At 65.7% G+C, this 16,850-nt stretch carries 15 protein-coding genes; 7 read left to right on the forward strand and 8 right to left on the reverse strand.

What is annotated here, in order from left to right; genetic code table 11:
- Positions 1–26 precede the first annotated feature (26 nt).
- The gene (locus tag Q0071_RS06325; protein ID WP_298166463.1) at positions 27–521 is read left to right on the forward strand and encodes a hypothetical protein; all 495 of its coding nucleotides are present in this window, start codon (positions 27–29) and stop codon (positions 519–521) included.
- On the opposite strand, the gene Q0071_RS06330 is transcribed toward Q0071_RS06325, so the two are convergent.
- From Q0071_RS06330 to Q0071_RS06340, 3 genes are all read right to left on the reverse strand, one after another.
- A complete protein-coding gene (locus tag Q0071_RS06330; RefSeq protein WP_298166466.1) occupies positions 452–1,738 on the reverse strand; it encodes a glycosyltransferase family 4 protein in 1,287 nt (428 codons plus the stop codon). The genes Q0071_RS06325 and Q0071_RS06330 overlap by 70 nt on opposite strands.
- Complete coding sequence (locus tag Q0071_RS06335) at positions 1,735–3,015, reverse strand: polysaccharide pyruvyl transferase family protein (RefSeq protein WP_298166468.1); 1,281 nt, start codon at positions 3,013–3,015, stop codon at positions 1,735–1,737. The genes Q0071_RS06330 and Q0071_RS06335 overlap by 4 nt, the downstream gene beginning before the upstream one ends.
- A gap of 63 nt (positions 3,016–3,078) precedes the next feature.
- Entirely contained in the window at positions 3,079–3,936 is an 858-nt protein-coding gene (locus Q0071_RS06340) for a LysR family transcriptional regulator (RefSeq protein WP_298166470.1), read from the reverse strand.
- 94 nt (positions 3,937–4,030) lie between these two features.
- On the opposite strand from Q0071_RS06340, the gene Q0071_RS06345 reads away from it, so the two are divergent.
- The 5 genes from Q0071_RS06345 to Q0071_RS06365 all read left to right on the forward strand — a co-directional run bounded on the left by Q0071_RS06345 (position 4,031) and on the right by Q0071_RS06365 (position 9,666).
- Positions 4,031–5,194: an isovaleryl-CoA dehydrogenase gene (locus Q0071_RS06345; RefSeq protein ID WP_298166472.1), complete on the forward strand. Its 1,164-nt coding sequence runs from the start codon at positions 4,031–4,033 to the stop codon at positions 5,192–5,194.
- Complete coding sequence (locus Q0071_RS06350) at positions 5,194–6,795, forward strand: carboxyl transferase domain-containing protein (protein WP_298166474.1); 1,602 nt, start codon at positions 5,194–5,196, stop codon at positions 6,793–6,795. Before Q0071_RS06345 ends, Q0071_RS06350 begins: the two co-directional genes overlap by 1 nt.
- Positions 6,795–7,265: a nuclear transport factor 2 family protein gene (locus tag Q0071_RS06355; protein WP_298166476.1), complete on the forward strand. Its 471-nt coding sequence runs from the start codon at positions 6,795–6,797 to the stop codon at positions 7,263–7,265. The genes Q0071_RS06350 and Q0071_RS06355 overlap by 1 nt, the downstream gene beginning before the upstream one ends.
- On the forward strand, positions 7,262–9,121 hold the full coding sequence (locus Q0071_RS06360; protein ID WP_298166478.1) for an acetyl/propionyl/methylcrotonyl-CoA carboxylase subunit alpha: 1,860 nt from the start codon (positions 7,262–7,264) through the stop codon (positions 9,119–9,121). Before Q0071_RS06355 ends, Q0071_RS06360 begins: the two co-directional genes overlap by 4 nt.
- Before the next feature lie 92 nt (positions 9,122–9,213).
- Positions 9,214–9,666, forward strand: a complete 453-nt coding sequence (locus tag Q0071_RS06365; RefSeq protein ID WP_298166480.1) for a MaoC family dehydratase — start codon at positions 9,214–9,216, stop codon at positions 9,664–9,666.
- A 110-nt stretch (positions 9,667–9,776) separates the two neighbouring features.
- Here Q0071_RS06365 and Q0071_RS06370 read toward each other — a convergent pair whose 3' ends face one another.
- Positions 9,777–10,469, reverse strand: coding sequence for a murein L,D-transpeptidase catalytic domain family protein (locus tag Q0071_RS06370; RefSeq protein WP_298166482.1), 693 nt, complete (start codon positions 10,467–10,469; stop codon positions 9,777–9,779).
- Between the two features lie 424 nt (positions 10,470–10,893).
- On the opposite strand from Q0071_RS06370, the gene Q0071_RS06375 reads away from it, so the two are divergent.
- Positions 10,894–13,491: a TonB-dependent receptor gene (locus tag Q0071_RS06375; RefSeq protein ID WP_298166483.1), complete on the forward strand. Its 2,598-nt coding sequence runs from the start codon at positions 10,894–10,896 to the stop codon at positions 13,489–13,491.
- A gap of 84 nt (positions 13,492–13,575) precedes the next feature.
- Here the strand turns inward: Q0071_RS06375 and Q0071_RS06380 are convergent, their stop codons facing one another.
- The 4 genes from Q0071_RS06380 to Q0071_RS06395 all read right to left on the reverse strand — a co-directional run bounded on the left by Q0071_RS06380 (position 13,576) and on the right by Q0071_RS06395 (position 16,815).
- A complete protein-coding gene (locus tag Q0071_RS06380; protein ID WP_298166484.1) occupies positions 13,576–14,001 on the reverse strand; it encodes a DoxX family protein in 426 nt (141 codons plus the stop codon).
- A 137-nt stretch (positions 14,002–14,138) separates the two neighbouring features.
- Complete coding sequence (locus Q0071_RS06385; RefSeq protein WP_298166486.1) at positions 14,139–15,329, reverse strand: glycosyltransferase; 1,191 nt, start codon at positions 15,327–15,329, stop codon at positions 14,139–14,141.
- An 8-nt stretch (positions 15,330–15,337) separates the two neighbouring features.
- Positions 15,338–15,868 carry a DUF2141 domain-containing protein gene (locus Q0071_RS06390; RefSeq protein WP_298166488.1) on the reverse strand — a complete coding sequence of 177 codons (531 nt, stop codon included), beginning with the start codon at positions 15,866–15,868 and terminating at the stop codon, positions 15,338–15,340.
- Entirely contained in the window at positions 15,865–16,815 is a 951-nt protein-coding gene (locus Q0071_RS06395) for a hypothetical protein (RefSeq protein WP_298166490.1), read from the reverse strand. Before Q0071_RS06395 ends, Q0071_RS06390 begins: the two co-directional genes overlap by 4 nt.
- Between the last annotated feature and the right edge of the window lie 35 nt (positions 16,816–16,850).

Here is a 16,850-nt window from a genome sequence, read left to right on the forward strand (position 1 = left end):
AAAAGCACGGATGCATACCCTGCTCCATGGACGCCCTGTTCACTCGTATCACGCCCGGCCATATCGTCCGATCCGCCCGGATCGGCGCGCTGCTCATCGCCTTTGTGCTGACTTCAGGCTACGTTACCGACCGCCTTTCGCTCGAGCTTGCGGGGGTCGGATCGTTTTTCCTTGCCGTACTGACGCTGCTCGCGCTGCCGAACCAGCGCAGCTCCGAACTGCTCGGCGCGCTGGCGATCTGGCTGACTTATGCGGAGTTCATGGCCGCAATCCAAAGTGGACATTTCAACCTCTGGCGCTGGGCCATCGTGCTTGCGACGCTCAGCCTCGTGATCGTGCCGATCAAGGTGCAGCATTTGCGCCAACTGGCCCGCAGCAATCCCTACCGACCGCTTGGTGAGCTTGATCGCCGCGGCTGGTCTGCGACCACCCCTGCGGCAGCGCCCGCGCCCTATGCACCGGCGGCGTTCGCCGCGATCAGCTTCGATCCGGACGCACAACTGGCATTCGACGGCGCCTGAAGCGCCTCCAGGCGCGTGCCATAGTGCGCAAGCAGGCGGTCGAGCCATTCGTCCGGCGACAGGGCGAGGTGGCGCGTGGCGGTGAAGGCCGCGCGGCTCATGGCCTCAACCCGCGCATCGTCTGCCGCGAGCGCGCCAAGCGCAGCCGCGAACGCTGCCGTATCGCGCGGATCGACCGAGATTCCCGCCCCCGCCGCCACCAGATCCGGCGCGAGCAGGGCGCTGGGCGGCAGGATCACGGGCAGGCCAGCCAGCGCGGCTTCCATCGCAACGAGGCCATAGGGTTCCGGATAGCGGCTCGGCATCACCAGCACGCGTGCTGACGCGGCCAGCGCACCGATGTCGTCTGGCGGCAGGCGCCCGGCAAAGCGCGCCTCCGGATACTCGGCGGCGAGCCGCGCGCGGTCTGCCCCGTCGCCGACCAGGCGGATCGGCATGCCCGCCCGCCGCGCCGCTGCCAGCGCAAGGTCTGCGCCCTTGGTCGCCTCGATCCGGCCGACGAACAGCACTTCACGGTTGCGCTCGGCAGCAATCCGCGTGGTGCTGAAGGGGACGACCGGATTGGGTAGCGGATGGATCGCTGCGGGCGGAATCCCCGCGCGCGCCAGCATCGGGCGCATGGCGGCGTGGATCGCCAGCACCGGTGGTGAGCTCTCCGGCCGGTAGACGAAGCGCTGCACCGCATGGCGCGCCACGCGCCACAGCTTGTGCGTCTGGCCCCGCCGGTCGCAGGCCTCGGCAAGGCAGGCGCGGGAGAGCGCCGCGTGCGGGCAGGGTGCCCCGGTCGCGAAGTTCGTGAAGGCGCCGTTGGGGCAGGCGAGGAAGAAATCGTGCGCCGAGATCACCAGTCGGCTGCGCACCGGGGCCAGCGCGGCAAACACCGAAGGCGAGAGGATCTGCGACCAGCCGTGAAGGTGATAGACCGTGCGCGGCGTATCGTGCTCCGTGATCCAGCGCCGCACCATCCGCGCCGCCGCGCGGTTCCACAGGCCATCGAGCAGCCCGCCCGCGCGCCCCAGCAGCCGTGCTTGGCCCAGCCCCGTCACCGCGATCCCAGCCTCGGCCAGCGCCGGATCGGGCATGTCGCCCGCAAGCATGGCCACGCGGAAGCCCCGCTCGGCAAAGCGGTGCGCGGAGCCCACAGCCAGCGCGCTCGCCCCGCCCATCGCATGCGAGAGATCGTTGATCACCACGATGCGGTCGATTGCCGCGCTCATGCCGCAGCCTTTGCCGGCTGCATCGCCCGCGCCAGTGCCGCCGCCATGCGCGCGATATCGCTGCGCGTGCCGGCAATGAGGTCTTCCAGTGCGGCGCGGTCCACACCATCGGCCACCGCCTGCCGCGCGAGCGCGGTCAGCGCCGGGCCATCGAGGGAGGCCGTATCGGCAATATAGGTCCCGCGCCCCGCCAGCGCGAAGAAACTGTCGAGCTTCACGTCCCAGCGCAGCCCGATCGTGGGGATGGCAAAGGAATGGGCGGCGATGCAGGCATGCATGCGGTGCGCCACGATCAGCTGGCAACCGGCGATGAAGCGGATCATCTCGGCAGGTTCGGCGAAGGGATTGGTCATCGTCACCGGTCCCTTGGCGGCAAGGATCCATGCCGGACCCATCGCGGCGAGATAGTCGCGGTCCTCCGGACTGCCATTGGTGAAAAGCGCGACGCGAAAGCCCGCATCGATGAGCGCGCGCGCTGCCCCCCCATACCAGGCATCGAGCGCGGCGCGTTCATCGGTGCCATGCGCGGCAGCCGGTCCGGTGGCATGGTAGCGCAGCGCCATCGGCGCGGTCACGCACAGGCCCGCCAGCGGTGCATCGAACGGCAGCGGAGGGCGCGGGAAGTGGCAACTTGCCAGCAGCCCCGGATCGCCGCTCAGCGCTGCCGGGCGCACGCCCTGCGGCACGAGCAGATCGCGCCACGCAGACTGGCTGCGCGCATCGCGCACCGCCGCATGGGCCAGTTTCGCTGCGCCAAGCGCACGGCCGAACAGGCGGCGCCCGGCCTCCGACCATTGCCGGTTGGCCCCCACGCCATAGACCGCCACCGGCAGCCGCAGCCGTGCCGCCTGGCCAAGCGCGCCCGCGATCTTCATCGGAAAATTGAGATCGGCGTCCGTCAGCAGGTTACCGCCACCGAGCACCACCGCATCGCACCCCGCGAGCCGCACCCGCACGTGCCGGCGCAGCCGCAGCTGCACCAGCGCGGCGAGCGCGATCCGCGTTGCCAGCCGCCGGAAAGCAGCCGGCAGCGCCTCCAGCACCGCGATCAGCACGGCACGGCGGCTGGGGGCGATGGCGGGATAGGCGCGCCGCCCCGCCAGATCGATCGAGAACACCTGCGTCCCCGGCGCGATCGTCTGGAAGGTGCGCGCCAGCTCCGCCTCAAGGCATTCGGACAGCAGCCCATCGCCCAGATTGGGGCTGTATTTCACATTGAGCAGCGCGATCCGGCGCGGCGGTGCGGGGGCATCGGGAGGAGGGGCAGCGAAGCTCATGCCATGTCGGTGTCACGCCGCTGCCCGCCACCGCAAGCCGGGATAGACCCGGAATCGAGCGGATCAGTCCCGCTCCGCCAGAACTTCGCCCAGGACTGCACGCAGCCCGCTTGCCGCAATCAACTCTTCCTGCCCGCCTGCCAAGATCAGCCCGATCCGGCGGCGATAGTCGTAACCCTGCAAGGGAACCGCCACCGTCCCCGGCGCGGCGAGCGAGACCGGCGCAGTCGTCACCCCCGCGCCCGCTGCCACCAGCGCAAGGCAACGATCATCGTTGCCGCCGCGAAAGGCGAAATGCGGCCGCACCCCGCGCGCGGTGAAGAAGCGGCTGGTTTCGGCCAGGATCTCGCACGAACGACGCGCAATCATCGTTTCGCCTGCTAGTTCCTCCGGCTGCAGGATATCCCGCGCGGCAAAGCGGTGGGCGGTGGGCAGGATCATCGCATAACCTTCCTCCAGCAGCACCTCAGCCCCCGCTTCCGCGCCGTGGAGCGTGGTCAGCACGGCATCGAGCCGGTGCTCTGCCAGCCGCCGCCTGAGGTCAGCGTCCGGCGCTTCGGTCAGCGTCAGCCGTCCCGGCGCAAACCGGCCTGCAATCTCCGCCACCATGCGCGTGGAAAGCGATGCGATCACCCCCAGCCGCAGCGGCGGGGCAGGGGCGGGCGCGGCCAGCACCCCGCGTTCGGCAAGGCCGAACTCCCGCTCGATCGCGCGGGCGTGGACCAGCAGGCGGTTGCCCGCCTCGGTCAGCCGCAGCGCGCGCCGTTCGCGCAGGATCACCGCAGCGCCAAGCTCGCGCTCCAGTTCGGCAATTCCAGCGGAGAGGGTGGGCTGCGCAACATGGAGCTGGTTCGCCGCCGCAGTGAACGATCCGGTATCGACGAGAGCGAGGAACTGGCGCAGATGGCGGCGGCTTAGCATAGGTTTTTCCTATACTACCCCGCGCGAAAATTCAATTTTTCCGAAGCTGGGGTTTGCCATAGACTGCTCCGGATAAAGAGGAGCCTGACTGGAAATGCGCGCCACGCCCGAGCTTGATTTCGCCCTGCCTGAAAGCGCCCTGATGATCCGCGAGGCGGCTGGCCGCTTTGCCGACGAGCAGATCGCCCCGCTGGCCGCCAGAGTGGATGCGGACGACTGGTTTCCGCGCGATCTCTGGCCCGCGATGGGCGCGCTTGGGCTGCATGGAATCACGGTGGAAGAGGAATGGGGCGGCCTCGGCCTCGGCTACCTCGATCATGTGATCGCGGTCGAGGAAGTCAGCCGCGCATCGGCCTCGGTCGGCCTCAGCTATGGCGCGCATTCCAACCTCTGCGTCAATCAGATCCGCCGCTGGGGTAACGATGAGCAGAAGGCGAAGTACCTGCCGAAGCTGATTTCGGGCGAGCATCTGGGCAGTCTCGCCATGTCGGAAGCGGGGGCAGGATCGGACGTGGTTTCGATGAAGCTGAAGGCCGATCCGGTGCCGGGCGGCTTCAGGCTCAACGGCACGAAATTCTGGATCACCAACGCGACTTACGCCGATACTCTCGTGGTCTACGCGAAGACCGCGCCTGAGGCCGCCAGCCGCGGCATCACCGCCTTCCTGATCGAGAAGGACATGCCCGGCTTCTCCATCGGCCAGAAGATCGACAAGATGGGCATGCGCGGCTCGCCCACCGCCGAACTCGTGTTCAACGATTGCTTCGTGCCCGAGGAAAACGTGATGGGCCCGCTGCACGGCGGGGTCGGCGTGCTGATGAGCGGCCTTGATTACGAGCGCGTCGTGCTCGCGGGCATCCAGCTCGGTCTGATGCAGGCCTGCCTCGATACGGTCATCCCCTATGTCCGTGAGCGCAAGCAGTTCGGCAAACCCATCGGTGCGTTCCAGCTGATGCAGGGCAAGGTGGCGGACATGTATGTCGCGCTGCAATCGGCGCGGGCCTATACCTATGCCGTCGCGCGGGCGGCGGATGCGGGGCAGACGACGCGCTTCGATGCGGCGGGGGTGATCCTGCTGGGCAGCGAGGCGGCGTTCCGCGTGGCGGGCGAGGCGGTGCAGGCGCTGGGCGGCGCGGGCTATACCAAGGACTGGCCGGTGGAGCGCTATCTGCGCGATGCCAAGCTGCTCGATATCGGCGCGGGGACGAACGAAATCCGGCGCATGCTGATCGGGCGCGAACTGATCGGGGCTGCGTGATGTCCGGCCCAGTCCTCCCCACCAACCTCGATCCCACCAGCCCGGAGGCGCAGGCCCGCGCGGCGCACAACCGTGCGCTGGCAGCCGAATTGCGCGCCCGCGTCGCCAAGGCCGCGCTGGGCGGCGATGAAAAATCCCGCGCCCGCCACGTCTCGCGCGGCAAGCTGCTGCCGCGTGACCGCGTGGAGCGCCTGCTCGATCCCGGCTCGCCCTTCCTCGAACTCGGCCAGCTCGCGGCAAACGGCATGTACGGCGATGAAGTCCCCGGCGCTGGTATCATCACCGGCATTGGCCGCGTCTCGGGCCGCCAGTGCATGATCTTCGCCAACGACGCGACGGTGAAGGGCGGTACCTATTTCCCGATGACGGTGAAGAAGCACATCCGCGCGCAGGAAGTCGCGGCGGCGAACCGGTTGCCGTGCATCTATCTCGTCGACAGCGGCGGGGCGAACCTGCCCAACCAGGCCGAGGTCTTCCCGGATCGCGACCATTTCGGCCGCTTCTTCTACAACCAGGCGCAGATGAGCGCGGCTGGCATTCCCCAGATCGCCAGCGTGATGGGCAGCTGCACTGCGGGCGGCGCTTACGTGCCTGCGATGAGCGACGAAAGCGTGATCGTGCGCGAGCAGGGCACGATCTTCCTTGCTGGCCCACCCTTGGTGAAAGCCGCAACGGGCGAGGAAATCAGCGCCGAGGCGCTCGGCGGCGGGGATTTGCATGCGCGCAAATCCGGCGTGGTCGATCACCTGGCAGACAACGACGAACATGCGCTGACGATCGTGCGCGATATCGTATCTCATCTCGGCGAGAAAATAGGGACAGTCCCCAATTTCCAGCCGCCGCGCCCGCCCAAATACGACGCCGAAGACCTCTACTCGATCATCCCCGATGACGTGCGCGCGCCCTATGATGTGCACGAAGTCATCGCCCGCATCGTGGACGGCAGCGAGTTCCACGAATTCAAGGCGCTCTACGGCGCCACGCTCGTCTGCGGCTTTGCGCATATCTGGGGCATGCCGGTGGCGATCCTCGCCAACAACGGCGTCCTCTTCAGCGAAAGCGCGCAGAAGGGCGCGCATTTCATCGAGCTCGCGTGCCAGCGCCGCATTCCGCTGCTGTTCCTGCAGAACATCTCGGGCTTCATGGTCGGCGGGAAGTATGAGGCGGAAGGCATTGCCAAGCATGGCGCGAAGCTGGTGACGGCGGTCGCCACCGCGCAAGTGCCCAAGCTGACGGTGCTCATCGGCGGAAGCTTCGGCGCTGGCAACTATGGCATGTGCGGCCGCGCCTACGATCCGCGCTTCCTCTTCACCTGGCCCAACGCGCGCATCAGCGTGATGGGCGGGGAGCAGGCCGCTTCGGTGCTGGCAACGGTCCACCGCGATGCGGACAAGTGGACGCCGGAAGAAGCCGAAGCTTTCAAGGCCCCGATCCGCCAGAAGTACGAGGACGAGGGCAACCCCTATTACGCCACCGCCCGCGTTTGGGATGACGGCGTGATCGACCCGGTGCAGACTCGCGATGTGCTGGGGCTGGCGCTGGGCGTCTGCCTCGAAACCCCGATTGCGGAGGCGCCCCGCTTCGGGGTGTTCAGGATGTGATGTCCATGATGACCCTCTTCTCCGCCCTCGCCCTCGCCGCCGCGCCGCTTCCGCAGGGGGAGCGCCTGCCGCCACCCGATTTCGCCGAAAAGGAAGTCATCGCCGTCGTCGATGCGCTGTTCGCCACGCTGGAGAAGGGCGATGGCCCCGCGCTGCTTCAGCTGGTCTATCCGCAGGGCCGCGTCACCGCGCGCGGCACCTTGCGCAGCGGGTTTACCGGCCTGCGCACCCAGAGCTTTGCGGAGTATGCGGCGAACATGAAGCTGGGCTCGGGCTTTCACGAGCAGATCAGCGACATGATCGTCGAGCGCGACGGCGATGTCGCGATGGTCTGGGCACCGTTCACCGTCTCGATTGAGGGCAAGGTCGTCAGCTGCGGCATCGATCACTTCGATTTCGTCCGCGAGAACGGCACGTGGAAGGTAATGAACCTCACCTTCTCCTCGCGCACGGAAGGGTGCGGCGCATGATCCAGTCTCTCCTTATCGCCAATCGCGGCGAGATCGCCTGCCGCATCATTCGCACCGCGCGCAGCATGGGCATTCGCACCGTTGCGGTCTATTCTGATGCCGATGCCAAGGCCCTGCATGTGCGGCAGGCGGACGAGGCGGTGCATATCGGCCCAAGCCCGGCGCGCGAGAGCTATCTTGTCAGCGAGAAGATCATCGCCGCTGCGAAGGCGACGGGCGCAGAGGCCATCCATCCCGGCTACGGCTTTCTCTCCGAAAACGCCGCTTTCGCGCAGGCCGTGATCGACGCAGGGCTGATCTGGGTCGGCCCGAAGCCCGCGAGTATCACCGCGATGGGCCTGAAGGACGCGGCCAAGCAGCTGATGGCGGCGGCGGGCGTACCCGTTACGCCGGGCTATATGGGCGAGAACCAGGACCCGGCGTTCCTTGCCAGCCAAGCGGCGGAAATCGGCTATCCCGTCCTGATCAAGGCCGTTGCGGGCGGGGGCGGCAAGGGGATGCGCAAGGTGGAAGCGGCGGCGGATTTCGCCGATGCGCTTGCCTCGTGCCAGCGCGAGGCGGCGGCTTCGTTCGGCAATGCCCATGTGCTGATCGAGAAATGCATCCAGCGCCCGCGCCATATCGAGGTGCAGGTCTTCGGCGATACCCACGGCAATGTGGTGCACTTGTTCGAGCGCGACTGCTCGCTCCAGCGCCGCCACCAGAAAGTGATCGAGGAAGCCCCCGCGCCGGGGATGGACGAGGCGACGCGCGAAGCGCTCTGCGCGGCGGCGGTGAAGGCGGCCAAGGCGGTCGATTATGTCGGCGCGGGGACGATCGAATTTATTGCCGATGCTTCTGAGGGCCTGCGCGCGGACCGCATCTGGTTCATGGAAATGAACACGCGGCTGCAGGTGGAGCATCCGGTGACTGAGATGATCACCGGGGTTGATCTCGTCGAATGGCAACTGCGCGTGGCGAGCGGTGAGCCGCTGCCGAAGCGGCAGGATGAGCTTTCGATCAACGGCTGGGCGATGGAAGCACGGCTCTATGCGGAGGATCCGGCGAAGGGGTTTTTGCCGAGTACGGGGCGGCTCGAATACTTGCTCTTCCCAGCCGAAGGCCGCATCGAAATGGGCGTGGAGGAGGGCGACTCCATTTCGCCGTTTTACGACCCGATGGTCGCGAAGCTTGTCGTGCATGGCGACGACCGTGCACAGGCGATTGACCGGTTGAGGGAGTTGGCCTCAGGAACTGAGGTCTGGCCGGTCCGTACGAACGCTGGATTCATCGAGCGAGTGATGCACGATTCCGACTTTGTCGCAGGCCATATCGATACGGGCTTCATAGCAGCACGCGGCGACGCACTCATTCCGCCCGATGAGCCAGACGATCTGATCTGGGGGACTGCCGCGACGTTCGCGTTGCAGAAGGTGCGCGATGCCGACGGGGGTCTTGCTGGCTTTCGGCTCAATGCTTCTTCGCGAGTTTCGGTGACATTGAGCCATCGGGATTCGACGCGGACGCTTACGGACGATCTCGTCCTGGCAGAAGCGACCGGATACACTACCGACGATGGCGTGCTGGTCTTCCACAAGGGGACGGTGTTCCAGTTTCTCAAGGGTAAGCGCAGTGCCGGCCACCTCCACGCCTCCGACGGCGCCATCCTCGCCCCCATGCCCGGCAAGGTCATCGCGGTCGAAGTCACCGCAGGCGACACCGTCACCAAGGGCCAGAAGCTGCTCGTGCTCGAAGCCATGAAGATGGAACACGCGCTCACCGCGCCGTTCGATGGGACGGTGGCGGAGCTGACCGTGGCGGTGGGCTCGCAAGTGCAGGTCGAGGCGCTGCTGGTGCGCGTGGAGAAGGCGGAATAGCCCACATCCGTTCGTGTCGAGCGAAGTCGAGACACAGTGCGCGGTGTCTCGACTTCGCTCGACACGAACGGGTTGGGTTTTGGGAGGATAGAATGGCAGGCCGCTACTTCGATGAATGGCAGGTGGGCGACAAGATCGCGCACGAAATCCGCCGCACCGTGACCGAGACGGACAACCTCCTGTTCTCGGTGATGACGCACAACCCGCAGCCGCTGCATATCGATGCCGAGGCCGCGCGAGCCAGCGAGTTCGGGCAGATCCTCGTCAACGGCACTTTCACGTTCGCGCTGATGGTGGGGCTATCGGTCGGCGATACGACCGTGGGCACGCTCGTCGCCAATCTGGGTTATGACAAGCTGGTGATGCCCAAACCCGTGTTCCTCGGCGATACCCTGCGCGCCACCAGCGAAGTGATGGAACTGCGCGCGAGCAAGTCGCGCCCCGATGCGGGGATCGTCACCTTCACGCACGAAGCGCTCAACCAGCGCGACGATGTCGTCTGCCGGTGCCTGCGGATGGCCTTGCTGCACAAGAAGCTCAACTGAGACCTACACCCAACCCCGCTCATGCTGAGCTTGTCGAAGCATCATCCCAGACGGTCGCGCCAGCAACCTTCGACAAGCTCAGGGTGAGCGGACGTGGGAGTTAGGCCGGCTTAGCTAGTCGCGAAGAGCAGGCAGCCGGGGCCGAGCTGTTCGAGCACCTGCGTGATGACGCGCGGGTTCACCGCGAAGCAGCCCTGGCTGCGTCCGATGCGGCCCTGAACCGCGACCAGGGCGGGATCGACGTAGCGGGCGGCATGGATCACGATGCCGCGCTCCATCGCCCGGTCATTATCCGGATCGAGCCCGACCAGCCGCCGCGAACGGCCATGCTTGCCGTAGTAGAGCTCGCCCGTGACATAGCTGCCACGCGAGGACGCCTCTGAGTCCATCAGATTCGAGAAGTGTTCGGCAATGCCGCGATTCGCCGGGTCCGAGCCCTTGCCATGCGCGACCAGCAGCGGCGCGGAGACCGTGCCGCTCGCCAGATCGACGATATGAAAGCGCGCCTCGCGCGAGGGCTGGGAGAAATCGACGATGCCGATGCGGTCGCGCACCGCGATCGCCGCGCTGTGCTTGTCGAGCGCGGCGAGGGCGCGCGGCACGAGCGGAAGAATGCCGGAGCGGGCGATTGCGACCGATTCGCCCTGGACCGAGGGCGCGTCGGCGTCCGGCACGGGCACCGTGCCCCAGAAGGTACCGCCCGGAAGGTCGGCATCCTGGGCACGCAGCGGGTCGCGCGGTAGTGCGAGCGAAGCAGCGGTTCCGGCGATGGCGCCGATGAACTGGCGCCGCTTGATGATCATTGTCCCGGCAAATCCCGAATGCGGTTGCGTTCCCCGGATCATATAAGGCAGGCAAAGGTTGATGATCCAACCCCCAAGGCCGCTGGCTTGCGACGAAGCGTGGCGTCCGCGCCACTGGCCGTTTAAAACGGGACTTTTACCTTCGTGAGGCCCGCGCACGATCATCCATGCGGTCTAGGTTCATTTCCCTAGTTTCACTACCTAACTAAAGGATAAGTCTGAACCCAAGCTGACTGGATTGCGCTGCCCGGCAAATGTATCGAAGGAATTTATACTGCGTAGTCCCACTGCAACACTTTGTCAGGAATCCCGGTTTTTCGCCAATTCCGCGTTACATTTTGCGTAAGAATGTCAAAAAAGTGTCATGCAAGCCTCCTAGAGGCCGCCTCAGACAGAAACAGTTCTCCCCCATCTGAGGTTAATTATGACACTCGCTCATACCCTCCGTACCGGCCTGCTGGCCGGCGCGGGCGTCCTTGCACTTGCTTCGACCCCCGCCTTCGCAGCCGCTGCCGAAGCTGCCGCCACCGAAGCCGCGCCAGCGCCTGCTGCCGGTCTGCCGGACGGCGTTCCGATCGAGGAAATCGTCGTCACCGCAACGAAGCGCGAAACCAATCTGCAGAAGACCCCGATCTCGATCTCGGTGATGAGCGCGGAAACTATCCGCGAGCGCCGGGTGCAGAGCCTGCTCGACCTCGCCGACGGCGGCGTGCCGAGCCTTCGCGTTGCGACCTTCGAAGCGCGCCAGTCGGCTCTCACCATCGGCATCCGCGGCATCGTTCCGCTCGACGCCAACCAGCCGGCCCGCGAACAGGGCGTCGGCATCTATATCGATGGCGTCTATCTCGGCCGCCAGCATGGTCTCAACACCGGCCTGTTCGATATCGAACGCGTCGAAGTGCTCAAGGGGCCGCAGGGCACCCTGTTCGGCCGCAATACCGAAGGCGGCGCGCTCTCGCTGGTCTCGAAGGCGCCCACCGGCGAATTCGGCGGCAGCATCGATGGCAGCATCGGCAACATCGGCTCGCGCAGCGCTGCGATCCACCTCAACCTGCCCGAAGTGAAGGGCTTTTCGATCAAGCTCGATGGTGTCTACCAGCACCAGGATCCCGTCACCAAGAACCCGCTGCAGGGTCAGGAAGGCTGGGGCCTGTTCGATCGCAAGGGTTTCCGCGCTGCCGTGCGCTGGAAGCCGGTCGATGGCATTACCAACGATTTCACCTATGACGTTGCGCGCGACGAGAACACGCCGTTCTACAGCCAGCTGCTCAACTACAACCCCAACAATTGCCTCAGCGGCGGCACGAACGCCTCGCCGCTGGCGATCCCCGCCGGCAGCACCTGCACCACCCCCGGCACTGCCTTTGTCGGCACGCAGGGCACCGTTCGTTCGCTTCTTCCGGGCGTTGAGGTCAACGGCGACACCCTGATGCGCACGGCCGACATCGGCGTTCCGCAGCGCCGCAGCTTTGATGAGACGCACGGCTTCACCAACGTCCTCAAGTGGAAGATCTCGCCGGAAGTCGAACTGCGCTCGATCACCGCATGGCGCGGCGTGGACGTGCAGCAGTGGGACAACTCGGGCGGCGCGCACCGCGTGCCAGTTGTCAACTACACGCCGGCGTGCACCACGAATGGCCCGGCGAGCTGCACCTTCAGCCGCTACAGCCTCGCTGACCTGCGCCAGCGCCAGTTCAGCCAGGAACTGCAGGCTGTCGGCACGATCGGTTCGGTCGATTACGTCGCCGGCCTCTACTACTTCAACGAGCACGTGAGCGACACCGCCGCCACGCCGAACTCGATGCGCGTGATCTACAACACGCCGACGCAGGCGACTTATGTGCCCACCACGTTCTGCACGGCCGATACCCCCGAATTCGTCGGCAAGGCCGTCAACGGCTGCTCGATCGACCGCGCCTCGCAGGTTCGTTCCAAGAGCTATGCCGTGTTCGGCCAGGCCACCTGGAATGCGACCGAGCAGCTGCACATCACCGTTGGCGGCCGCTACACCTGGGACGAGAAGCAGGGTCAGCTGATCTATTCGCGCGGCGTCGACTACCGCACCAACCCGACGATCGCGGCGCAGAACGGCTACGCGCCGCTTGACAAGAAGTGGCGCCGGTTCAACCCGCTGGTCACCATTGCCTACGACTTCAACAACGAAGTCCATGGCTATGCCAAGTACGCGACCGGCTACCGCGCCGGCGGCGCCAGCTCGCGCACGTCCGACTACCGCGCGTTCAACCCGGAAGACGTCAAGAGCTACGAGGTCGGTGTGAAGGCGGACCTGTTCAACCGCCACGCCCGCTTCAACCTTGCCGCCTACATGATGGACCGCACGGGCAGCCAGGTCGACCTTTCGACCATCCAGCCCACCGCGACCGGCAACTTCAACAACCTCGTGACCTTCAACGCCCCGGGCACCACGAAGATCCGCGGTATCGAAGCCGACCTCACGGTGAAGCCGGTCAACAACCTGACGATGAACTTCTCCTACGCCTATACCTACACCGACATTCCGCTGGTGCCGGTGACGTATACGCAGTTCAGCAGCACGGGCGCCCCGCTCAACAGCACGACGGTGCTGCAGAAGTTCTACATCGTCTACACGCCGCGCAATGCGGCCAGCGCATCGGTTGACTACGACCTGCCGGAAATCCTTGGCGGCGCCCGCCCCAAGCTGCACGTCGATGCCAACTATGCCCAGGCGACGCAGACCTTCGACCAGTTCGCGACGAAGGCCGACGCGAGCTTCATCGTCAACGCCCGCCTGTCGCTGCTCGATATCGGGCTTGGCGGCGGTGCTGCCAACAAGCTCAATATCGGTTTGTGGAGCCGCAACGTGTTCAACAACCAGCTCGTCTATCGCCGCGATCCGTCGAACAGCCTTCCCGCTGTCCAGACCAGCGGCCCGGCTGGCACGAACGTCGTCGTGATCGGCAACAATGGCAGCGTCCTGGGCGATTACGGCAACTTCAACATGCCGCGCACCTTCGGTTTCGACGCTTCGATCAAGTTCTGATCGCAGCGCGGGATTGCACACGCAAAGACGGCGGCCGGAGCGATCCAGCCGCCGTTTTTCTTTGCGCGGAAGGCGCGAAGGGGCTCAGCGCTTGTCGAGGCCGATCCGGCCCGAGCCGAAGGCCGCGACCTGCAGCAGGCCGCCCGCCATGGCGAGGTTCTTCAGGAAGTGGATGAACTGGTTCTGGTCGGCGAAGTGCGCGTGAAAGGCGAGCGCGGCGATCACGCTGAAGCCGGCCAGAACCAGCGCCACGAACCGCGTGCGAAAGCCCGCGATCAGCGCGAGGCCGCCGCCGACCTCGATCAGGGCCGCAGCGATCAGCGCGGCAGGCGCGAAGGGCAGGCCGGCGCTGGCGATATAGCCGATCGTGGCGTCGGGGTTGGCGATCTTGCCGATGCCGCTCAAAATGAAGATCGCAGCGATCAGGACGCGTCCGGCGGCGGCGAGGATGTGGCCGGTGGCCGGGACGGAAACGTCGGCGGCGGGGACGGTTGCGGTGGTGGTGGTCATGGCATGATCCTTTGCAAGTCAGGCCGGGCGAGAGGCCGTCCGGTCTTGTTGCAATCGGGATAAGCCTGTTTGATCATCCGGAAAATCCGGATAAGTTCAATCAAATCGTTCGATGATATTGAAAAGCGGGAACGTGTTTACGCCGCGCGGCGTGGCCCCGGCTTGCTGCGGCTATCGCGCACCAATCGCTCGTAGCTGGCGAACAGCTCGGCGAAATGGTCGTCCATCACGCGCGGGCTCGGGATTTCGGCGCGGGGGCCGTCGAGCCCGGTTTCGCGCGCGATGCAGTATTCGACGATTGTTTCCGCCGCCGCCGCTGCATTGGCGGATTCATAGATCCATCCGCCAGACGCACGCGCCTGGTCAGCCGCGCCGCCTTCATCAGGGGCGATCAGCGGCAGCCCGCTCGCGCGCGCCTCAGCCGCGACCATGCAGAACGTCTCGGCCTCGCAGCCATGGACCAGCGCATCGGCGCTCGCCATCACGCGGGCAAGCTCGGCCCGGTCGGTAATCGGCTCGAGAATGCGGATATGCGGATTGCCGCCGATGCGCTTCTCGATCGCCTTGAGATCGCGTCCTTGTCCTGCCAGCACCATGCCGACCGGACGGCGCGTACCCGCAGCGGTGACGGCATCGACCAGCATCGGCCAGCGCTTTTCAGGCGCGAACCGGCCCACGCCGATCAGGAGTGTCGCGTCCTCGGGCAATTCGCACAGATCAAGCAGGCCCTTGCGCAGCCGCGCATCGCGGTGGCCGGGCGCAAATACGCCGGGATCGACGCCCATCGGATTGGTCACCACGCCCGCGAGGCCGCCTTTGGTGAGCCGGTCAGACAGGCCCTGGCTCGCGCTCACGATCATGTCGAACTGCGTGTCGAGCTTGCGCAGATGCCGCCAATAGCGATCGAACGCCTTGTCGATCACCGGGCGCGGGGCAACGCCGTCGAACCAGCGGTAGGCGTAGGCCGAAAGCGGATCGGCATGCATGATCAGCGCGCGCGGCGCCGCGCCCGGCCAATCGCCGACAAGGCTTGCGCTGCGCCAGGGCGAGGAAGCCTCCACCATGTCCGGCGCTTCGCGGTTGAGCGCGGCATAGAGCCCGGGCACATCGCTGAAATAGCGGTAGTTGAAATCGAGCGGGAACACCGTGCTCTTCAGCCAGACGATGCGCGCGTTCGGTCCGCGTTCCTCGACGCGGTTCTCCTCGCCCGGTGCGATCACGACCACTTCGTGGCCCATTGCCGCGCCGGCCTTCAGCTTGCGATCAACATACGTGCGCACGCCGCCACCCTTGGGCGCGTAGAAAGCGCATACATCCACGAGCTTCATGCGAATACCTATGATCGTTTGAGCGGCCCGAACGAGAACAGGCCGGTACGGTAATTCATCACGATGCGCAATGTGGTCAGCCCGCCACCCGCATTGACCGAGACAGTGCTGGCCTTTGGCTTCGACCAGCCCAGCTTCGGATTGGCCGAAAAGCCGATGCCATCGTGGCTGAGGCTGAACTTGCGATCGGCATTGCGGTCATGCAGCACCGTCACCGCGTAGGTGCCGGGTCCGGGCAGGCGAATGCACACGCGCGGCGTCGGCTCGGCCGAAACGCCCACTTCCACGCGGCGGAAGGTCTTGCCGGCCATGACCAGAATGTTGTCGTCGGCCAGGAAGTCGTTGTCGTTCGCCGGATAGACCTCGACCTTCACGCGCCCGGCGCGGTCCTTGAGGCCGATCAGATCGACAAGAAAGGCCGGCCCGTTCTCACCGGGGCGGCACTGCCCTTCGGCCTTGCCCAGATCCGGCGTCGAAGGGATTGGCCCTGCGCCGCAAAGCAACGCAAGTGCCGTCCCAAGAAAGATGGCCCGTTTCAAGCATTCTTCTCCTTCTGCACCAGATCAAGCAGCATCAAGCCAATGAACAACACCACATGCGTTGCCACGATCAGAAGCGATATCATGGCAATCATGTCGCTTGTCTGAACCTGACTGCCCACGAGGAGTGTCGAGATTCCGGCAAACGCGATGTCTTTATTGGGAATGAGCGGCAGGCGGGACAAGAGCAGCCGAACCGTTGCGAACAAAAGCCACGAACCCATGCCCACGCCGGGGAGGATAAGGTGCCAGGCAAGCGCGGAGAGGCCGGTATTGGCCACGATGCGCAGAGTGTGGACGACAAAGACAAAACCAAGGTCGGCGCGCGGCAAGCTGAGCAGACCATTGCGGAAGAACATGATGACGAGGCTGGTGACGAGCACCACGCCGATCGAGGTGGTGAGCACGTGCCCGTCGGTCGTGCCTGCGCCGTCGAGCCCCAGTTGGCTGATGATCGGCCACGTGAAGATCAGCAGCAGCACGGTCATGATATTGCCCGCGAGCGCTGAAAGGATCGCCACGTCCTTCACCGCGCCGAAGGGTGAGCCGGCCATCTTCACATGGCGCCGCGCCCAATCGTAGAAATAGACTTCACCGACATAGCCCAGCAGCAATTCGTTGCCGATCAGCTTCTTGAGCAGCGGGAAGATGCCCGAAACCGGAATGCCCCACAGCTTGCGGAAGATCACCCAGTCCGCCACCGGCCCTGCGAAGTAGCTCGCCGCCAGCACCAGCCAGATCCACGGGGATGTCGGCACGATCGACCAGACCTGACCCCAATCGATCTTGCGCAGCTGCCACAGCACGGCAACCAGAATGGCGAGCGAGATCACCGGGCTGACCCAGCCGCTCCACTTGCGCAAACTGCGTTCGAGCGGCGCGGTGGAAGGCAGCGCGGTCGGCAGTACCGGCGGCAGAGTTTCGGTCAGGGCTTCTGGTGGAACCATGGGGGAAATATCCTTCGAGGAGCCCGCCTCGCCAT

The organism is Novosphingobium sp., from assembly GCF_027486195.1.
Lineage (GTDB): Bacteria > Pseudomonadota > Alphaproteobacteria > Sphingomonadales > Sphingomonadaceae > Novosphingobium.